Origin of the sequence: Paraburkholderia sp. A1RI_3L (assembly GCF_048957895.1) — a bacterium.
GTDB lineage: Bacteria > Pseudomonadota > Gammaproteobacteria > Burkholderiales > Burkholderiaceae > Paraburkholderia > Paraburkholderia kururiensis.
Window position 1 is genome coordinate 130,352 of sequence record NZ_JARCHA010000002.1, and the last position, 16,971, is coordinate 147,322.

The 16,971-nt window shown below is 64.1% G+C and carries 17 protein-coding genes; 9 read left to right on the plus strand and 8 right to left on the minus strand.

The genetic code is table 11. The features are described from left to right. Positions 1 to 302 precede the first annotated feature (302 nt). The 4 genes from PXJ20_RS06685 (at position 303) to PXJ20_RS06700 (ending at position 2,869) form a co-directional block, all read left to right on the plus strand. Positions 303 to 554, plus strand: a complete 252-nt coding sequence (locus PXJ20_RS06685) for a (2Fe-2S)-binding protein (protein WP_017776231.1) — start codon at positions 303 to 305, stop codon at positions 552 to 554. Between the two features lie 358 nt (positions 555 to 912). Next, on the plus strand, positions 913 to 1,668 hold the full coding sequence (locus PXJ20_RS06690) for a TonB family protein (protein WP_421029607.1): 756 nt from the start codon (positions 913 to 915) through the stop codon (positions 1,666 to 1,668). A gap of 43 nt (positions 1,669 to 1,711) precedes the next feature. Beyond that, a complete protein-coding gene (locus tag PXJ20_RS06695) occupies positions 1,712 to 2,431 on the plus strand; it encodes a MotA/TolQ/ExbB proton channel family protein (RefSeq protein ID WP_277596624.1) in 720 nt (239 codons plus the stop codon). Positions 2,432 to 2,449: 18 nt separating this feature from the next. Further along, the gene (locus PXJ20_RS06700; RefSeq protein WP_017776227.1) at positions 2,450 to 2,869 is read left to right on the plus strand and encodes an ExbD/TolR family protein; all 420 of its coding nucleotides are present in this window, start codon (positions 2,450 to 2,452) and stop codon (positions 2,867 to 2,869) included. A 419-nt stretch (positions 2,870 to 3,288) separates the two neighbouring features. Here PXJ20_RS06700 and PXJ20_RS06705 read toward each other — a convergent pair whose 3' ends face one another. Then, positions 3,289 to 4,329, minus strand: coding sequence for a LysR family transcriptional regulator (locus tag PXJ20_RS06705; RefSeq protein ID WP_421029608.1), 1,041 nt, complete (start codon positions 4,327 to 4,329; stop codon positions 3,289 to 3,291). A 125-nt stretch (positions 4,330 to 4,454) separates the two neighbouring features. Between PXJ20_RS06705 and PXJ20_RS06710 the strand changes: the two genes are divergently transcribed. The 4 genes from PXJ20_RS06710 to hemP all read left to right on the plus strand — a co-directional run bounded on the left by PXJ20_RS06710 (position 4,455) and on the right by hemP (position 6,811). Further along, positions 4,455 to 5,327, plus strand: coding sequence for a pirin family protein (locus tag PXJ20_RS06710; RefSeq protein WP_421029609.1), 873 nt, complete (start codon positions 4,455 to 4,457; stop codon positions 5,325 to 5,327). A 98-nt stretch (positions 5,328 to 5,425) separates the two neighbouring features. After that, entirely contained in the window at positions 5,426 to 5,824 is a 399-nt protein-coding gene (locus PXJ20_RS06715; RefSeq protein WP_017776224.1) for an OsmC family protein, read from the plus strand. Positions 5,825 to 5,918: 94 nt separating this feature from the next. Continuing rightward, positions 5,919 to 6,401 carry an SRPBCC family protein gene (locus tag PXJ20_RS06720; RefSeq protein ID WP_017776223.1) on the plus strand — a complete coding sequence of 161 codons (483 nt, stop codon included), beginning with the start codon at positions 5,919 to 5,921 and terminating at the stop codon, positions 6,399 to 6,401. A gap of 146 nt (positions 6,402 to 6,547) precedes the next feature. Beyond that, a complete protein-coding gene (gene hemP / locus PXJ20_RS06725) occupies positions 6,548 to 6,811 on the plus strand; it encodes a hemin uptake protein HemP (protein ID WP_421029610.1) in 264 nt (87 codons plus the stop codon). Between the two features lie 403 nt (positions 6,812 to 7,214). Here the strand turns inward: hemP and PXJ20_RS06730 are convergent, their stop codons facing one another. From PXJ20_RS06730 to uvrB, 5 genes are all read right to left on the minus strand, one after another. Then, a complete protein-coding gene (locus PXJ20_RS06730) occupies positions 7,215 to 8,636 on the minus strand; it encodes a 4Fe-4S binding protein (protein ID WP_421029611.1) in 1,422 nt (473 codons plus the stop codon). Then, on the minus strand, positions 8,633 to 9,475 hold the full coding sequence (locus tag PXJ20_RS06735; protein WP_017776220.1) for an FTR1 family iron permease: 843 nt from the start codon (positions 9,473 to 9,475) through the stop codon (positions 8,633 to 8,635). Before PXJ20_RS06735 ends, PXJ20_RS06730 begins: the two co-directional genes overlap by 4 nt. A gap of 41 nt (positions 9,476 to 9,516) precedes the next feature. Next, positions 9,517 to 9,849 carry a cupredoxin domain-containing protein gene (locus tag PXJ20_RS06740; RefSeq protein WP_042299795.1) on the minus strand — a complete coding sequence of 111 codons (333 nt, stop codon included), beginning with the start codon at positions 9,847 to 9,849 and terminating at the stop codon, positions 9,517 to 9,519. 89 nt (positions 9,850 to 9,938) lie between these two features. Continuing rightward, positions 9,939 to 10,496 carry an iron transporter gene (locus PXJ20_RS06745; RefSeq protein ID WP_017776218.1) on the minus strand — a complete coding sequence of 186 codons (558 nt, stop codon included), beginning with the start codon at positions 10,494 to 10,496 and terminating at the stop codon, positions 9,939 to 9,941. A 373-nt stretch (positions 10,497 to 10,869) separates the two neighbouring features. Beyond that, positions 10,870 to 12,963 (minus strand): excinuclease ABC subunit UvrB, encoded by a 2,094-nt coding sequence (gene uvrB, locus PXJ20_RS06750; RefSeq protein WP_126878332.1) that lies wholly within the window; start codon positions 12,961 to 12,963, stop codon positions 10,870 to 10,872. Between the two features lie 492 nt (positions 12,964 to 13,455). Between uvrB and PXJ20_RS06755 the strand changes: the two genes are divergently transcribed. Further along, positions 13,456 to 14,655 (plus strand): amino acid aminotransferase, encoded by a 1,200-nt coding sequence (locus PXJ20_RS06755; protein WP_421029612.1) that lies wholly within the window; start codon positions 13,456 to 13,458, stop codon positions 14,653 to 14,655. A gap of 113 nt (positions 14,656 to 14,768) precedes the next feature. Here PXJ20_RS06755 and PXJ20_RS06760 read toward each other — a convergent pair whose 3' ends face one another. Together PXJ20_RS06760 and PXJ20_RS06765 are read right to left on the minus strand one after the other, a co-directional pair. Beyond that, on the minus strand, positions 14,769 to 16,007 hold the full coding sequence (locus PXJ20_RS06760; protein WP_421029613.1) for a DUF3734 domain-containing protein: 1,239 nt from the start codon (positions 16,005 to 16,007) through the stop codon (positions 14,769 to 14,771). A 17-nt stretch (positions 16,008 to 16,024) separates the two neighbouring features. Beyond that, complete coding sequence (locus tag PXJ20_RS06765) at positions 16,025 to 16,822, minus strand: 3-hydroxybutyrate dehydrogenase (RefSeq protein WP_017776214.1); 798 nt, start codon at positions 16,820 to 16,822, stop codon at positions 16,025 to 16,027. Positions 16,823 to 16,971: the final 149 nt, after the last annotated feature.

A 16,971-nucleotide genomic window follows, 5' to 3' on the forward strand; every position in this document is an offset into this window, starting at 1 on the left:
GCCGCTCTTCCCACGAGACACAACCGACCCGCTCAGCGCCTGCGGCCCGCAAGGCCCGCCGCCGCTGGGCCACCGAGGGGCCAGAAGGCCCCGCCGCCCCGTCGACCGACACGCCCACAGGCGCCTCAGCAGCCTCACTCAGCAGGCCACTCAGCAGGCCGCTGTCGCCCCACTCTCGCCCCATCCACTCGCATGTGACTGGTTTTGTTACAAAAATCCCTTCTGGGGAGAGGGCCGGGGCTTGCCAAATGCACCCAACATAATGATAATAATTCGCATTAACGTTAGCTATCACTCAAGCCATGATCGTCTGTGTCTGCAAGTCTGTTTCCGACCGGAAGATTCGCGCATCCATTGCGGAAGGCGTCGACACGTTCGAGGAGCTCCAGTTCGAGCTTGGCGTGGCGACGTGCTGCGGCAAGTGCGAGGAAACCGTCCGCCAGATCATGGCCGAGAGCGGTGTCTGCGCGAGCCAGTGCGGCGTAGCACACGGTCGTCCGGCCGCGCAGCCCGTCACGGCCGCAGTTACGTTCTACGGACGCAAAGCGGCATGACACGGCTTCGGCGCCCCACCCGGCAATGCAGCGCGCGCCGGGACAGCCGGCCCCGCGGATTCAACGTGAGCATCGCGTTGCGCCACGAGCGCTGAGGTACACGTTTCACTGAAGCGCCGCTCCCAGGCGCGTGACGTACCCACCGTACGCACCGCTTCGCGCTTCTCTTCACCACCGACAGCAAGCCAGTTCCGAAACCAGCCAGCTGACGCTCATTCTCGACGAGGAGTCCGGGATGGAATTGCTGATGGGTTTCGTCATGACGCTGTGCATTTCTCTGCTGATCTTCCACAAATGACGCCGCACTTTGCGAAAAGCCGCCTTTTCGTCGAGCGCCCGGCCACGCGACCACGCTAACATGCAGGTTTTCAGTCTCCATGCCGGCATGAACCCGGCTCCCTCCTTTCGCATGAAGCCCCGCGTTGTCGTTGCGGTCGCGGCTGTGGCCGCCATCCATGCCGCGCTGCTGGCCGTCGCGCTGCGCGTGCGCAACGAGAACGCCCAGCCGCTCGCGCTCGAGTCGCACACCATTACTGCCGAGTTGCTGCGGCCCGAAGCGGCGGCGGCCCCGGCCGCGATCCAGTCGACGCCGGAGCCGAGGCCTGCGCCGCCCGTCGTACGCGAAAAAACCAAAACGCCGCCCAAGCCTCAGCAGAAGGTGGTGCCCAAGCCTGCACCGACGCCGTTGCCGCAAACAGCGGCGCCTTCGGCTCAGGACGCAACGCCGGCGCCGGGCCCCGCGGCCACGCCGGCTCCTGCGACCACGCCTGCGGCGCCCTCAAGCCCCGCGGCCGCACCGTCGGCGCCTGCCAGGCAGGCCATGGCCCTGAACGCGCCTCGCAACGTCTCGCATCTGGATTGCCGCATTGCCCAGCCCGACTACCCCGCCCTCTCGAAGCGCCGCGGCGAGACAGGCATCGCCTACGTGCGCTTCGTAGTGGGCCTCACGGGTTCGATCGAGAACGTCGAGCTGAAGAAAAGCAGCGGCTACAGCCGGCTCGACGACGCCGCGCTCGACGCCATGCGCGACAGCACCTGCAAGCCGTACCTGGAAAACGGCGAACCGGTGCGTGCCGCCTACACCCAGCCTTTCGACTTCAGCCTGCACGACTGAAGCCGCTTTTGCCGACACCGGCACGCAAAACAAGAGGATCGAAATGCAGAACTACGGTATCGCCCACGTCTGGGCGCAAGGGGATTTCGTGACGCGTGGTATTGCCATCGCGCTCACGGTGATGTCGGTGCTGTCGTGGAGCGTGATCGCGCTGAAGAGCTGGAACGTGATGCGTCTGAAGCGACTCACGAAGCACGCCGAACAGGCGTTCTGGCATTCCGGCGATTTCGCCGACGGCGTGCGCAAGCTCGGCAGCGGCACACGCGCCGACAATCCGTTCCTCGCGCTGGCGCTCTCGGGCCAGGAAGCCTCGGAGCATCATCATCAGACGCAGCCGCATCTGCACGATCGCATGGACGTATCGGACTGGATCACCCGGTGCCTCAACGACACGATGGACGAATCCATCTCGCGCATGCAAAGCGGGCTTGCGGTGCTCGCCTCCGTGGGCAGCACGGCGCCGTTCGTGGGTCTGTTCGGCACGGTGTGGGGCATCTATCACGCGCTGCTCACCATCGGCGCGACGGGACAGACGTCCATCGACCAGGTGGCCGGCCCCGTGGGCGAAGCGCTCATCATGACCGCGTTCGGCCTCTTCGTCGCGATTCCGGCGGTGCTCGGCTACAACGCGCTCACGCGCGCCAACAAGGCGGTCGTGAGCAAGCTGAAGCGTTTCGCACACGGTCTGCATGCGTTCTTCGTGACGGGCACGCAGCTGTCGTCGTCGAAGAACAATCTGCGGCTCGCCGCGCGCGGTCAGTAACGAGAGGCGAGGCATCCCATGGCAATGAGCCCCTTCGCCGCCGACGATGACGACGGCCTGATGAACGAGATCAACATGACGCCGCTCGTCGACGTCATGTTGGTTCTCCTGATCGTCTTCATGGTCACCATTCCCGTGATCCGTCACGCCGTGAAGATCGACCTGCCGCATGCGAGCAGCCAGAAAGAAGAGACGAAGCCTGCGCAAGTGAGTGTGTCGGTGCAGGCCGACGGCACGATCGTGTGGGACAAGACGCCGGTGGATCTCGACACGTTGCGCGCGAAGATCGCGGCCGCGGCCCAACAGCAGCCGCAGCCCGAACTGCACCTGAACGCCGACCGCAAGGTGCCCTACGAGAAAGTGGCGCAGGTGATGTCCGCCGCGCAGGCGGGCGGGTTGACGAAGATCGGTTTCGTGACCGATCCGAACGCGCGCTAAACGCCCGCTGGCTCGAAGCGATACATCTGCGCAACACGCAACGAGCCCACACAAAGTAAAAGGCCCTCATCGTCAGATGAAGGCCTTTTTTCGTGCGCACGCGGCGCATTCGGGCGGCGGACTCGTCAGCCATTGACGTGGCTGGCGCGAACGCATGCAACGTGCCGTGATTGCCACGGTTGTGCTCTGCCCTAGAAGGCTCGCTATGATAGCTGCCATCAACTCCCGCTCAAGCAACAGGCTTGGCGAAAGGCACCCTCAATATAGGCCTCGTGCCGCGCGCATTCAAGCATTGAGCAATTGAAAGAAGTGATTGCCGGCGACGCTTAAATGACAAAAGAAATGAGCGCCGGCGAAAAGGCCTGCTGCGCGTGGCCTCGCGACATTGACGGCTGCGCATGCAGCGTGCAGCTGTGGCGTTATGCCACCTCGGTCTTAGGCTTCGCGCTTGCATGTTCACCCGCCGCCGCACGCGCACTGTCCCGACTGGCCGCCGCGTTCGCCGCGGCCGCAGCCATCACGTCCTCGTGCAGAGGACACTCGCCGTGGGCATCGCTCGTGCCCAGCACTTCGACGAGGTAATCCACGAACGCGCGTACCGCAGGCACCATCCCCTGGCGCGAGAGGAAGACAGCGTAGAGCTGCGGCGTCGGCAGGGTCCAGCCCGACATCACCGGCGAAAGCTTGCCTGTTCGCAGCGCCGCGCCGTACATCATCTCCGGCAACGCGGCGATGCCAAGACCCGAGAGCGCCGCTTCGCGGATGGTCGACAGATCCGCCGTGATGAGGCGCGGTTCGTGCTCGTGAGTGTGGCGCGTGCCATCCGGTGCGATGAGCTGGAACATGTGACGGCCGTCGGTGGTCGGCGTGTCGAGCGTGTCGAAACGCGAGAGATCCGCCGGCGTGAGCGGCGGCGCGTTCTGGCTCAAGAGACTCGGCGCGCCCACCAGCATCTGCTCGGTTCGCCACAGCGGCCGCACGACGATGTTGGCGTTCTCAGGAGGGTCCGAGCGCACGCGCAACGCGACGTCGACCGAGTCTTCGAAGAGATCGACCACGCGATTGGTCACACGCATCACCACGCGCACTTCCGGATAACGAATCATGAAGTCCGGAATGGCGCGCGACAGAATGGTCTGCGAAAGCGTGACCGGCACGCTCACCCGCACCGTCCCGCGCGGCGAGGCACGCAGCGACTGCACCACGTTCACGGCCGCCTGCGCCTCGCTCAGCATGGCCTGGCAGTGTCCGTAGAACAATTGCCCGGCCTCGGTCAACGCGAGCTTGCGCGTAGAGCGCTGCAAGAGGCGCACGCCGAGCGACGCCTCCAGTTCGGAAAGCCGGCGCGAGAGCCGCGACTTCGAAATGCCGAGCACGCGTTCCGCCGCGGAAAAGCCGCCGTGCTCCACGACCTGCGAGAAGTACATCAGGTCGTTCAGGTTGTGGGAATCGATCTTCATCTCATTGTTCCATGAGCAGGACAATCCATTGCGCGCAGGGCGGCTGAAGGCCGTAAAGACCGTTCCTATAATAGCCGGGTGTTTCAGAAATAACGCTATTCCCCCTTTTTTGAGGTGACATATCGATGACCACGATACGCACGATCGAACGCACGCATCCCGCTGTTCGCACGACCGAGGGCGGCGGCTTCATCGTCCACCGCCCGTTTCCCACACGCATGTTGATGGACTTCGACCCGTTCCTGCTGCTCGACGAAATGGGACCGGTCGACTACGCGCCGGGCGAAGCCCGTGGCGCGCCGGACCATCCGCATCGTGGTTTCGAAACCGTGACCTACATGCTCGAAGGCGAATTCGGCCACAAGGATTCGGCCGGGCATTCGGGCACGCTACGGCCCGGCGACGTGCAATGGATGACCGCAGGCGCGGGCGTCGTGCACAGCGAGATGCCAGGTGAGGAATTCACGCGCCGCGGCGGGCGCGTGCACGGGCTGCAGCTTTGGGTGAACCTGCCGCGCACAGACAAGATGATCGCGCCGCGCTATCAGGAGATTCCGTCGGCGCGCATTCCCGTGGCGACCTCCGCGGACGGCAAAGTGCGCGCGCGAGTGATTGCGGGCGAGGCGCTCGGCGTGAAGGCGGCCATCGAAACGCGCACGCCGATCCTGTATCAGCACTACACGCTGCAGCCCGGCGCGCGCATCGAGCAGCCGGTGCCGCGCGAGTATCGCGTGTTCGCCTACGCGCTGTCGGGAATGGGGCGCTACGGCGCCGACGGTCAGGAAATCGGTGCGCAGCAGATGGTGATCTTCGGCAACGACGGCGACGCGGTGACGCTCGCCGCAGGCGACGAACCGCTCGATGTGCTGCTGATCGGCGGCGTGCCGCTCAACGAGCCGGTGGTGCGCTACGGCCCCTTCGTCATGAACACCGAAGATGAAATCCGCCAGGCAGTGTTCGACTACCAGGCCGGCCGCATGGGGCAGATCGCACACTGAGCGCCGTGCGCGAGCGCCGCAAGCCGCAGCACTTTCCGTCACAATAGGGGCTCGCCGCGCCCGCGGCGCGCCCCGTTACCGTTTTCAGGAACACGCGCATGGCAGACACTGTAGTCACCGCCCACACCGGCCCGGAGCCCTTTCAGGTTTTCTTCGACGACGGCACGCACACGTGGCTCGCCGACGAACCCGCATCGGCAGGCGGCGGCGACCGCGGCCCCGCGCCTTTCGCGCTGCTGCTCTCGAGCCTCGGTGCCTGCACGTCGATCACGTTGAAGATGTATGCCGAGCGCAAGGGTTGGCCGCTCGAAAACGTGCGTGTAAAGCTTTCACTCGAAACCGGCGACAGTGGCTCGACTATCGACCGGCAGATCGTCCTTGAAGGCAATCTGTCCGACGAGCAGCGCGAACGGCTGTTGCAGATCGCCAATGCGTGTCCGGTGCACAAGGTGCTCAGCCGACCGATCGCGATCCGCACGGGACTCGCCGCGGCCTGAGGCCTTTTTTAGCGCCGCGCGTGAGGCCGCGTAAGGCTGCACGAGGTCGCATGAATCCGCTTTACGCCGGGTGTCTTTAGAGGAAACTGCAGTTTTGAACTTCGAACATCTGATCCAGGTAAACGACCCGCTGAACCCGTTCGTCGATACGATGACGCGCGAACAGCTCTGGGACGGTCTGGTGCTGCGTGCCGAACAACCGCAACTGTTCGTGCTCGGACTGGACAGCTGCACGATCCTGTCGCGCACCGAAAGCACGCTGGAACGCGAACTGCACTACGGGCACGCCACGGTGCGCGACCGTGTCACGCTCGTGCCCAACGAGAGCGTCCGTTACGACATCCTCGCAACGGAAGCGCACGTGGGCGGCTCGCTCACCATGACCATCGAGCAGCCCGACGAGCTGCAACTGTTCCTGCGCTTCGAGTACCGCACCACCCTCCCCGCCGCGCTCGACGCGGATTCGCGGCAGACGGAGGAGATCGTGAAGTCGGCGTATCGGGAATCGGACATCGATACGGTACGGCTGATCCGCCAGTACATGCTGGGCGGCGGCGAACCGGATTCGGTGCACTAAACGAGCGGACTGGGCGGGGCGTCATACGGGCGCCCGCCACGATGAACCATGCCTATCGACATTCGGTTTCAATCAATTCATTAGACTAGGAAATGCGAACCATTATCATTTAGAATCAACTCAACAAATCAACACGCGGTGACGCAATGAATGACATGACGCGCTCTTCCACCAGCGGCCCGCGCCGTCCCACCATCACGGCGAGCACGCTCGCCGGGGACCGTCAGAAGGCCATCACGACGGCGGCAAATGGCCCCGCCGAAACGAAAGGCCGGGCGGCGGCCGCAAGCGACCGCGTCGTGAACAGCGAAACGCTATTGCAGGGACGCAGCCACGTCAGCATCACGCACAACGGCGAGACGTACCAGCTGCGCGCCACGCGTCTCGGCAAGCTGATTCTCACCAAATAGTCACGAAATAGTTACGGAATAGCACAGGGTATTGTGGGGACCACCTCCTCGAGAGGTGTTAGGCATTAGCCAGTCACGACGGTTTTGCACGGATACCAGACCCCTTCGCGCAAACACACATCAACCGTCGCAGCCAGCCAGGCCGCTTTTTTGGTTCCCTCTGCGTCGCCGTCGAGCCATCAAGGCGCTCGACGGTTGGACATGGCAACAACCATTCAATCGGCAAAAAGCCGCAGGAGGTACGTACCTTCCTGCGGCTTTTTCTGGACGTCTTCAGCGCCACGTTGTTCGTGCGCCCACGGTCCGGCGAAAGGGTTCGACGCCGAGCGATGCAATCCTGGCAATGCCAGCGAATTGCCCTGAGCGCGGACAGCGTCTCTAGCGCCCTACGCGTTCCGCTCCATCACCGCGCCCAGCCCCAGAACATCAGCCACCACGCGCTGTCGACGACGGCGAGCGCCGCGATGAACCACAGTATGGCAGCGCCACGCTGCAAGAGGTTTGCGCTGTAGCGGCGCGTCACGAGCCAGGCCAGCCACGCGCTCCAGGCGTTGGAGACAGCAAGAATCGCGATGCGCAGATCCGACGCCCACCAGAGCGGTACGTGCTCGGCGCGCAGCAGCGAAAGCGTCGTTGCCGAGAGGCCGAGGAACACGCCCGCGCCCGCGAGCGGAATCAACGCCTGCACCAGGTGATGAAGACGTGTGGCCTGGAAACGACCGAGCATGCGCGTCCCCGCCGACAGCAACGCGAGCAGCGCCGTGCCGTAGACCAACCCCGTCGCGAGGATATAGCCGATCACCATCGTGCCGTCGAGCCACGAGAACACATCGTTCTGCTCGGGGTAATGCGTGAACAGGAACCACGGCGCGTTGGTTTCCAGCGGCCACGTGATGTCGCGATCGACCAGCCACGTCGCAAAGAACTGCTTGAGATCGACGAACCACGTCGATGCCGTCCAGTGAAACGCGCCAATCGCAATGCCAAGCAGACCGTACAGTACGAGCGCCGTGTCCCATCCACTCGCTTGCCGGTCGCCGAGTTGCACGATTTCGTTCGACGGCGAGCGCCACGTCAGTTCGATCGCATCGCGGTGCCCGCTGCAGCGACCGCACATGTGACACGCGGCGGAACCCTTCATGTTGCGCAGCGGCACAAGCGGCGCGCAATTCACGGGAATCACGCGGTGGCCATGCTCGCCGGCCTTGTACGAGCGTCGCCACGCGTCTTCGTCGACCTTGTAGTGAAACGGTGCCAGCCGCGCGAGCAGCGAGAACACACCGTTGACCGGACACAGGTACTTGCACCACACCCGCTTCTCGCGTCCGTAGAGCACGCCGATCACCATGGCGCCCACCGTCGATCCGCCCAGCACGAGCAGCACGGCCTTCGGATACTGATAGACGCTCACCATCTGCCCGTAGATGGTAGTGAGCCCGAAGGCGACGAACGGCCAGCCGCCCCAGCGCATCCAGTGCGGAATGGCGCGGCCGCGGCCGAAGCGGCTCGCGAATTCGGAGAGCGCGCCTTCGGGACACAGCACGCCGCACCACACGCGGCCGAGCAGCACCATCGAGAGCAGCACGAACGGCCACCAGATGCCCCAGAACACGAATTGCGCCGCGAGCGTGAGGTTGTTCCACAGATGCGCGGTCTCGTCGGGCAGCGGCGTGAAGGCCGGCACGAGAATCAGGAACGCGTAGACCGCCACCACGACCCACTGGATGCCCCGAATCAACGCGCCGTGGCGCTGCATCCAATGACCGACGGCAGCAAGCCGACCGCCGCGAGCGCTGCGCGTCGTGCCGGCAGGAACGCAGCTCATGCCGGCCGTCCCGCTGTCTGGAGCGGTTGACGGCTCGCGCGGCGCACGAGCAGCCACACCACGCCCCAGTAGACGGCATAAGCGATCAGGTTCATCAATGCGGGATGCGCGCGATAACCGGTCAGCGTGGCGACGAGCGAACCGAAGGTGCTCGAATCATCGAGCAGCGCGGACGTATTCCAGACCTGGTCCACGAGCGTGGGCAGCAGTTCCTTGTCGATCAACTTGTCGACGCCGGTCTGGAACAGGCCCGCACCGAGGAACAGCAGCATGATTTCGGTGACACGGAAGAAGTGGCGCCACGAGAACACCTTGCCGCCCAGTTGCAGCAGATAGAACGTGAGGAACGCCAGCCCAAGTCCAATCACGACCGCGAGAATCTGGCTCGCGTCCACGTGACCCGACTGCCCGAAGCCAATGCCATACAGGAAGATCACGGTCTCGCTACCCTCGCGTGCAATGGCGAGCGCCACGAGCGCCGCGACGCCCCACCAGTTCGAGTCGCGCGCGCTCAGTGCCAGCGACTGCTCCATGTCGCGCTTGAGCGTGCGGCCGTGCTTTTTCATCCAGAGCACCATCTGCACGATCAGCACGCACGCAATGAGCACCATCGCGGTCTGGAAATAGTCCTGCGCGTCGCCGGAGAGCACCTCCGTGAAGCCCACGAGTGCCGCGCCGAGCGCCACGGCCGCGAGCACGCCCAGACCGACGCCCGTCCACAGATACGGGATGCCGCGCTGCGCGTCTTCGTCGCCGTTTTTCAGCCACGCATAGAGAATGCCCACGACGAGCAGCGCCTCGACGCTCTCCCGCCATACGACGAACAGAATCTGACCCATCGAAAATTCTCCTGCTGCTTTGCTTCGCTGCAACCGCGCGATTACTTCGCGACGATCACGCCCTGCGCCTGCTGATGAAAGTCGTCGAAAAACTTGTATTCGCCGGGCGACAGCGGCGCGATCACGACGAACGAATCGGCGCCGGGAGCCAGCACCTTTTCCTTGCGCAGTTGCACGCTCTCGAACTCGGCGGCGCCCTTGCCCGTGTTACGCACCTCGATCTTGATGCGCTTGCCCGCCGGCACCTCGATGCGCGCGGGGTTCAGCTTGCCGTCCGCCATTTCCAGCTTGAAGGTGGGCAGATCTTCCGCGTAGGCAGTGCCCGCCATCATCGCCGCCAGCGCGACCCAAACGATCTTTCTGTTGATTCCCATCGACTTTTCCTGAGCAAAGCGTGACGCGCGAACGACTCTTGCCGGGCGAGGCCGCGGTTAAGCGAACTCGCCCGGATGCTGCCATCCAATCAGTAACCGCCCTTCTTCCCGATGCCCGCGTACGTGAAGTCGTACTGGAGCGTGAAAGGCTTGAACCACGGACCGACACCCGTTTCCTTGTCGACGTGGCGGCCGAACGCCATGTGGCCGGACTGCATCGGCGGTTCGACGTAGATCGTCAGGTGGTACTTGCCCGGGCCCGCCAGCTTGACGTTGTCGCCATAGTGCGGACCGTCGCTCGCCACCATCGGCATCAGGTCGCCCTTCTGCGCGTAGGCCGAGCCGGGCTTCGTGAGCTCGTAGCGCACCTGCAGGTAAGGCATCCAGTCGCCTTCCGCAAAACCCGTCGGGTTGTTCTTCACGGCATGGATATCGGCTTCCAGATGGACGTCCGAATCCGACGCCTTGCGCATCATGCCTTCGGGTTCCATCGTGATTGGCTGCAGATAGACCGCGCCGATTTCCATACCGCCCTGGATCTGCTGCTTGCCGATCGGGTATTCGGCCGCCTGGGCCGTGACGGCCGTTGCAAGCGCAGCCGCTGCCGCAACGGCGACACCGCCGCGCACGAAAAATGAGACCTGCATCGAAACTCCTTGTTTTTATGAAGCTGCCTTCATGAGGCTGCATCTACGAGGCTGAGACAAAACACATTAATGCAAGAACGCTAATGCGAACAATTCTCAATACATGCGCGAGTGTATCACCGTTCCCCGCCATCAACAAATCGAAATGTCATGAAAGCCTTACGGCAGGAGGGTTTCCCGCTAGCCGCCGCGCGTTTTTCGGCGTGGCAGTAGCGAGCATTCTGGAAAGGGAGACGGGCGAGACAGCCCGGGCGGCAGCAATGCCCGAGCGCGCGGGACACATCAGGCGGTGGCAAGACAGCCCGGGCTCAACAGTGAAAGGCAGGTGATGGCAGCCGGCGCCATGGCATAAGCGTCGGCTCAGCTCCGTCGCTCAACCCGCCCCGGCAACATGATCGCCAACGTTCGCGCCGAACACGCGCTGGCGCAGCAGCGCAAGCTGGTCGCGCGCCTGGGCGGCCTTCTCGAACTCGAGATTCTTCGCGTACTCCATCATCTGCTTCTCGATACGCTTGATCTCCTTCGCAATCTGCTTCTCGGACATGTCCTCGAACCGCGCGCGCTCCTGCTCCTCGCGCAGTTCCGCACGCGCCTCGTCGGCGTTGTAGACCCCGTCGATGATGTCCTTGATGCGCTTCACCACGCCGCGCGGCGTAATGCCCATGCGTTCGTTGTAGGCGATCTGCTTCGCGCGCCGCCGCTCCGTTTCGTCGATGGCGCGGCGCATGGAGTCGGTGATGCGGTCCGCGTACAGGATCGCCTTGCCGTTCACGTTGCGCGCCGCGCGGCCGATGGTCTGGATCAGCGAACGCTCGGCGCGCAGGAAGCCTTCCTTGTCGGCGTCGAGAATGGCCACCAGCGAGACTTCCGGTATGTCCAACCCTTCGCGCAGCAGGTTGATGCCGACCAGTACGTCGAACGTGCCGAGCCGCAGGTCGCGGATGATCTCGACGCGCTCCACCGTGTCGATGTCGCTATGCAGGTAGCGCACCTTGACGCCATGGTCGGTGAGGAACTCGGTGAGCTGCTCGGCCATGCGCTTCGTGAGCGTCGTGACGAGCACACGGTCGCCGGCTTTCACGCGTTCGTTGATCTCGGAGAGCACGTCGTCCACCTGGGTCGACGCCGGCCGCACTTCGATCTGCGGATCCACGAGCCCCGTGGGCCGTACCACCTGCTCGGCCACCTGCCCGGCCTTCTTCTGCTCGTAGTCGGCGGGCGTCGCGGAGACGAAAACCACCTGGCGCATCTTGCGTTCGAACTCGGCGAACTTGAGCGGCCGGTTGTCCAGTGCGGACGGCAGCCGGAACCCGTAATCGACGAGGTTCTCCTTGCGCGCACGGTCACCGTTGTACATGCCGTTCAGCTGGCCAATCAGCACGTGCGACTCGTCGAGCAGCATCAGCGCGTCCGACGGCAAGTAATCGACGAGCGTGGGAGGCGGCTCGCCCGGCGCCGCGCCGGAAAAGTGCCGCGAGTAGTTCTCGATGCCCTTGCAGAAACCCAGTTCCTGGAGCATCTCCAGGTCGAAGCGGGTGCGCTGCTCGAGCCGCTGTGCCTCCACGAGCTTGCCGTCGCGGTTGAAGAATTCGAGCCGCTCGCGCAGTTCCGCCTTGATCGTCTCCACGGCGCGCAGCACCGTTTCGCGCGGCGTCACGTAGTGCGACGACGGATACACGGTGAAGCGCACGATCTTCTGCCGCACGCGGCCCGTGAGCGGATCGAAGAGCTGCAGCGTTTCGACCTCATCGTCGAAGAGTTCGACGCGCAGCGCCATCTCGGCATGCTCGGCCGGGAAGATGTCGATGGTGTCGCCGCGCACGCGGAACGTGCCGCGCTGGAAATCGGCTTCGTTGCGGTTGTACTGCATCGCGATCAGCCGCGCGATGATGTCGCGCTGGCCGAGCTTGTCGCCCGTGCGCAGCGTGAGAATCATCTGGTGGTACTCGGTCGGATTGCCGATACCGTAAATGGCCGACACTGTCGCGACGATCACCACGTCGCGGCGCTCCATCAGGCTCTTGGTGGCCGACAGGCGCATCTGCTCGATGTGCTCGTTGATCGACGAGTCTTTTTCGATGAACAGGTCGCGCTGCGGCACATAGGCTTCCGGCTGGTAGTAGTCGTAGTACGAGACGAAGTACTCGACGGCGTTGCGCGGAAAGAACTCGCGGAATTCCGAATAAAGCTGCGCCGCGAGCGTCTTGTTGGGCGCGAATACGATCGCCGGACGGCCCAGCCGCGCAATCGTGTTGGCCATCGTGAACGTCTTGCCGGAACCGGTCACGCCGAGCAGCGTCTGGAACGCGAGCCCGTCCTCGACGCCTTCGACGAGCGTGTTGATCGCGTCCGGCTGATCGCCGGCGGGCGGATAAGGCTGGTACAGCTGGAAAGGAGAACCTTCGAAAGAGACGAACTTCGATTCGTCAAGCGTGCCGTCGACTTCGGCCAGGTGGTGTTCGGACATGGGAGCAGGATCCTCAGCCGCAAGCAAACGACTATTCTAGCGTTTTGCAAAAGGGCGGGCGGGGGCCTGATCCAGCGGCATTTTGCGTGAGCGGCGTGAGCGGCGTGAGCGGCGTGAGCGGCATGAGCGGCGAGGTGGCCGGCGGCGGGCGCTGCCCGGGGTGGCGGGACGGCGGCTCGTCGCGTTGCATCGCGTCGCAGAGCCAACGGCGCGGCAAGCGCCCACACCGGGCCGCACACAAGCCGCCTGGCCGGCGCTTGCAAAGGCGGCGAACCATCCCGCGTGCCGCCTTTATGGGCAAAAACGCCGCTGGCGGGTCAAAAACGACGCCCGGATTCGTTACAATGTCGCGTTGCGCGTGCCGATGAGCCTCGCTGTTATGCGTGGCTGCGGCCGTGTCGCCCGCCCCGAGCGAGGCGCCGGGCCGGCAAGCCTTCCGCTCGCCGCCGCCCACGACACCAGCATTCCTTCCTTGACTACTGTCGAACCATCATGTCCCTCTTTTCCGCTGTCGAACTTGCCCCGCGCGACCCCATCCTCGGCCTGAACGAGGCCTACAACGCCGACACCCGTACCACCAAGGTGAACCTCGGCGTCGGCGTCTACACGAACGAAGAAGGCAAGATTCCGCTGCTTCGTGCAGTGCGCGAGGCGGAGAAGGCGCGTGTCGAAGCGGCGCTGCCGCGCGGCTATCTGCCCATCGAGGGCATTGCGGCCTACGACGCTTCCGTACAAAAGCTGCTGCTCGGCAACGATTCGCCGCTGATCGCCGCTGGCCGCGTCGTGACGGCCCAGGCGCTGGGCGGCACGGGCGCACTGAAGATTGGGGCGGACTTCCTCAAGCGCCTGAACCCCACGGCGAAGGTCGCGATCAGCGACCCCAGCTGGGAAAACCACCGCGCGCTGTTCGAGGGCGCGGGCTTCGAGGTGGTCGCCTATCCGTACTACGACGCGGCCACCCACGGCGTGAACTTCGAAGGCATGCTGGCAGCACTCAACGGCTACCCGGCCGGTACGATCGTCGTGCTGCACGCGTGCTGCCACAACCCGACCGGCGTCGACCTGAACCCGGCGCAATGGCAGCAGATCGTCGAAGTCGTGAAGGCGCGCGAACTGGTGCCGTTCCTCGACATCGCGTACCAGGGTTTCGGCGACGGCATCGATGCGGACGCAGCGGCTGTGCGCCTCTTCGCAGCGGCTGAGCTGAACGTGTTCGTCTCGTCGTCGTTCTCGAAGTCCTTCTCGCTGTATGGCGAACGCGTCGGCGCACTGTCGATCGTGACGGGCAGCAAGGAAGAAGCCGCGCGCGTGCTCTCGCAGTTGAAGCGCGTGATTCGCACGAACTATTCGAATCCGCCGACGCACGGCGGCTCGATCGTGGCGGCCGTGCTCGGCTCGCCGGAACTGCGTGCGACGTGGGAAGCGGAACTCGGCGAAATGCGCGATCGCATCCGCGCCATGCGCAACGGGCTCGTGGAACGCCTGAAGGCAGCCGGCGTGCAGCGCGACTTCAGCTTCGTCAACGCACAGCGTGGCATGTTCTCGTACTCGGGCCTGACGGCCGCTCAGGTTGACCGTCTGCGCGAAGAGTTCGGCATCTACGCGGTAAGCACCGGCCGCATCTGCGTGGCTGCACTCAACACGCGCAACCTCGACGTGGTGGCCAATGCGATCGCGCAAGTACTGAAGTAATTGCAGGGGCGGCGATACGACTGCGGACGTCGCCGGTCTTACCGCAGCGTATTGCTTCCACCGGACATCTGACGGCGCTCCCTCATGGAGCGCCGTTTTTGTTTCTGCGCGGGTTAGCGCAGATCGCGATGGATGTCATGCGTGACGAAGCCCGCGTCGTTGTCCGGCATGTCGAGCCACCCGGGCTGGGCAAGCGACGCCCGAATGTCCTGCAGACCGCTTTCCCAATGCGCGCGCATCGTTGAGAGCCCGAACTGGTAGTCCTTGTAGTGCCCTTCGTATTCCTTCTGGCGGTAGATCAGATGGAACACGTTGTACTTCTTCGAGCACGAGAGTTCGTCCGCGAGTTGACACCAGGGATCGTCGCGCTCCTGCGGCGTGACACGTTCGAGCACCTCGCGCAGCACGTGCCTGAAACGTTGCGAGCGCTGCATCATGTCGGTGACAAGGCGCGTGCGACTTGAATACTGGATGTCCTTCACGCGTCCTTGCACGTCGGTGATGTTGTCGGGCACAGGGCCGCGTGCACTCCAAAGATCCACCTGGAACGCGAGCGTGTCGTGACGCGGCGTTGTCTGAATGACCTCGTAGAGCGGCGTGTTGGACATGAGACCGCCGTCCCAGTAATACTCGCCGTCGATTTCCACAGCCGCAAAGCCCGGCGGGAGCGCGCCGGACGCCATGAAGTGCTCGGCCTTGAGATGCTGGTGCCGGTTGTCGAAATACGCGAAGTTGCCTGTGGCGACATTCACCGCGCCGACCGACACGCGAATCTCGCCCGAATTGATGCGATCGAAATCGCACAGGCGCTCGAGTGTCGCCTTCAGTGGCGCGGTGTCGTAGTAGCTTGCGGCCTGTGGCGCACCGGCGCCGGCCGGCATGGGCGGCGGGAACCGCGGCACGAAGAAGCCCTTCTGCCCCTCCACCACTGCCCCGACCGCCTGCATCGCCGTGAACGTCTTGCGCAACACGTCGCCGGAATTGAAGAGCGCGTGCTCGAGGAAAGGCGGCAGCGGCGGCCCGAATGCGGGCTGGCAAATGGTTTCCCAGAACTGCCGTAAACGCTCGACGCGATGCCCAGGCTCATTGCCGGCGATGATGGCGGTATTGAGTGCGCCGATCGAAATACCGCACAGCCAGTTCGGCACAATGCCCGCCTCGTCGAGGCCCTGAAAGACGCCCGCCTGATAGGCGCCTAGTGCGCCGCCGCCTTGCAGCATCAGTGCGATGCACTCATACGGCGGCAGCTTGACAGGGCCTTCCGCCCGAACCCGGGACGCGGCGCCGGCGCGCTCGCCGGCAGCGTCGCCGGCTGTGCCGGCCCGGGCCCGTTTCACCTTCGGTTGCGCCATGGCCGCGCTCCCTGCCGTTATTGCATGTACCAGCCGTGGCTGACGATGAACGACTGCCCCGTCAGCGCGGCCGTGGGGTAGGCGGCGAGGAAGAGCGTCATTTGAGCGACGTCGTCGACGGTCGTGAACACGCCGTCCACCGTACCGCCCAGCATGACGCGCTTGATCACGTCCTCTTCGCTGATGCCGAGTTCTTTCGCCTGCTCGGGAATCTGCTTGTCCACCAGCGGCGTACGCACGAAGCCCGGACACACCACATGCGAGCGCACGTTATGCTTTGCGCCCTCCTTCGCGAGCACGCGTGCAAGACCCAGCAGCGCATGCTTGGCAGCTACGTAAGCGGACTTCAGCGGCGAGGCCTCATGCGAGTGCACGGACCCCATGTAGATGACCACACCGCCACGGTCGTCCTTGTACATGTGCTTGAGTGCAGCCTTCGTCGTGAGGAATGCGCCGTCCACGTGAATGGCCTGCATTTTCTTCCAGTCGGCGTACGCGTAGTTTTCAATCGGATTGACGATCTGGATGCCGGCGTTCGAAACGAGAATGTCCACCGAACCGAACTCGGCGGCGACCTTGTCGATACCCTGGTTCACCGCGTCTTCGTTCGTGACATCCATCGCAACGCCAAGCGCCTTGCCACCCGCTGCCCGAATCTCGTCCGCCACGGCGTTCGCGCCTTCCGGATTCAAGTCGGCAATGGCCACGGCCGCACCCGCCTCGGCAAACGAAAGCGCGATCTGCTTGCCGATTCCGCTCGCTGCGCCGGTGACAACGGCGACCTTGCCATCGAGCCTCGTATTCACTGTAGACATCCAGCACCTCCATGCAGTAGATGAAATGAAACCACGGCGCGCGGGTGGCGCAAACTCGTCCGGATGGCCTATGCCAGACGGAAGATACTGCGCCGCGGCCAACCACGCTATTGTGCATGAAGCAGAGCACGCGGCGAATAAAACCGGAC

Excerpts from the sequence above, each read along its gene's own strand:
- PXJ20_RS06740 (WP_042299795.1), bottom strand. The coding sequence starts at position 9,849 with ATGGGAATCAACAGAAAGATCGTTTGGGTCGCGCTGGCGGCGATGATG.
- hemP (WP_421029610.1), top strand. The coding sequence starts at position 6,548 with ATGAATGACATGACGCGCTCTTCCACCAGCGGCCCGCGCCGTCCCACC.
- uvrB (WP_126878332.1), bottom strand. The coding sequence starts at position 12,963 with ATGTCCGAACACCACCTGGCCGAAGTCGACGGCACGCTTGACGAATCG.
- PXJ20_RS06690 (WP_421029607.1), top strand. The coding sequence starts at position 913 with ATGCAGGTTTTCAGTCTCCATGCCGGCATGAACCCGGCTCCCTCCTTT.
- PXJ20_RS06760 (WP_421029613.1), bottom strand. The coding sequence starts at position 16,007 with ATGGCGCAACCGAAGGTGAAACGGGCCCGGGCCGGCACAGCCGGCGAC.
- PXJ20_RS06685 (WP_017776231.1), top strand. The coding sequence starts at position 303 with ATGATCGTCTGTGTCTGCAAGTCTGTTTCCGACCGGAAGATTCGCGCA.
- PXJ20_RS06745 (WP_017776218.1), bottom strand. The coding sequence starts at position 10,496 with ATGCAGGTCTCATTTTTCGTGCGCGGCGGTGTCGCCGTTGCGGCAGCG.
- PXJ20_RS06710 (WP_421029609.1), top strand. The coding sequence starts at position 4,455 with ATGACCACGATACGCACGATCGAACGCACGCATCCCGCTGTTCGCACG.
- PXJ20_RS06705 (WP_421029608.1), bottom strand. The coding sequence starts at position 4,329 with ATGAAGATCGATTCCCACAACCTGAACGACCTGATGTACTTCTCGCAG.
- PXJ20_RS06765 (WP_017776214.1), bottom strand. The coding sequence starts at position 16,822 with ATGTCTACAGTGAATACGAGGCTCGATGGCAAGGTCGCCGTTGTCACC.
- PXJ20_RS06715 (WP_017776224.1), top strand. The coding sequence starts at position 5,426 with ATGGCAGACACTGTAGTCACCGCCCACACCGGCCCGGAGCCCTTTCAG.
- PXJ20_RS06695 (WP_277596624.1), top strand. The coding sequence starts at position 1,712 with ATGCAGAACTACGGTATCGCCCACGTCTGGGCGCAAGGGGATTTCGTG.
- PXJ20_RS06730 (WP_421029611.1), bottom strand. The coding sequence starts at position 8,636 with ATGAGCTGCGTTCCTGCCGGCACGACGCGCAGCGCTCGCGGCGGTCGG.
- PXJ20_RS06755 (WP_421029612.1), top strand. The coding sequence starts at position 13,456 with ATGTCCCTCTTTTCCGCTGTCGAACTTGCCCCGCGCGACCCCATCCTC.
- PXJ20_RS06700 (WP_017776227.1), top strand. The coding sequence starts at position 2,450 with ATGGCAATGAGCCCCTTCGCCGCCGACGATGACGACGGCCTGATGAAC.
- PXJ20_RS06735 (WP_017776220.1), bottom strand. The coding sequence starts at position 9,475 with ATGGGTCAGATTCTGTTCGTCGTATGGCGGGAGAGCGTCGAGGCGCTG.